The organism is Falsochrobactrum ovis (assembly GCF_003259955.1).
GTDB classification, from domain to species: domain Bacteria; phylum Pseudomonadota; class Alphaproteobacteria; order Rhizobiales; family Rhizobiaceae; genus Brucella; species Brucella ovis_A.
In genome coordinates, this window is record NZ_QLMK01000039.1 from 1 (window position 1) to 1,132 (window position 1,132).

A 1,132-nucleotide genomic window follows, 5' to 3' on the forward strand; every position below is an offset into this window, starting at 1 on the left:
TGGAGTGCCCCCGTTTCACCGGACAGATCGGCTAGTTTGATTTAGCCCTGATGAACTGCCGAGGGGAAGCCATCTTGAGCGCGGAATGAGGATGTATTTCGTTGTAATCTTCGATCCATCCGTGGATGAGCCGGAGCGCAGTTTCGGCGTCCGGTAGGGCTGATATGCGGATATAATCCCGCTTCAGGGTTTTGACGAATGCTTCTGACATGCCGTTCGACTGGGGGCTGGCGACCGGCGTGAAGCAGGGCGTCAGATTGAGCGCTTGGGCAAACAACCTCGTGTCCCGCGCTGTATAGGCTGAGCCATTGTCGGAGAGATGCTCGATAGCATGCGGAGCTCGCGTTGCTCCGAAGCGTGTCTCGACCGCCTCCAGCATCATGTCGCGCACGTCGGAGCCGGAGATCCCCGCATTGGCGACTACCGTCCAGGCAATGATCTCCCGGTCGAAGGCGTCGATGATGAAAGCGAGACGAATGACCTCGCCATTCCAGCAGCTGAACTCCAGCCCATCTGAGCACCAGCGCAGGTTCGAGCGCATGACCATGACCTTGCCGTCGTGAATGCGGCCTTTGCGAACGGCCGTATGCTTCTCCAGCAACATGCCGTGGTTGCCCATGATGCGATGGACCCGTTTGGCGTTAACGACAGGCTTATCGGCGGCTCGCCTCTCGCGATTGAGGAGCGCGGCGATCCGCCGATAGCCATAGGTTGGCCTCTCATCTACCAGCCTGCGGATGACGGGCAGGAGCTCCGCATCCTCGGCCTTATGATAGGACCCGCGCGGCTTTGATCTACCTTTCAACCGCTCGATGAGGTTGGAACGGGAGACGCCCAAAGTTTCGGCGACAGCCTTCATCGGGAACCGTCCTTCGGCAACAAGATCGGCCGCGATATCCGTTTTTTTGAGTCCGCTTTGGAAAGGGCTTCGCGGAGGATTTCGACCTCCATCGTCTTACGGCCGAGCATGCGCTCCAGCTCGCGGACGCGATCCTCCAGTTTCTTCACTTCCGAATTGCCGACAACCGGCTCGTCAGAATCCACGGCTGCAGCACCTCCCTCACTCAAGAGCCTGCGCCACCGGTAAAGCAGATTGGGCGCAACGCCATGGCGGCGAGCGGTAGACGATACC

Annotated in this window: 1 pseudogene; it reads right to left on the reverse strand. The window is 59.4% G+C overall.

The features are described from left to right. Window positions 1-31: 31 nt before the first annotated feature. Window positions 32-1,132 (reverse strand): annotated as a pseudogene (locus tag C7374_RS15810) (IS3 family transposase); the annotation flags it as partial.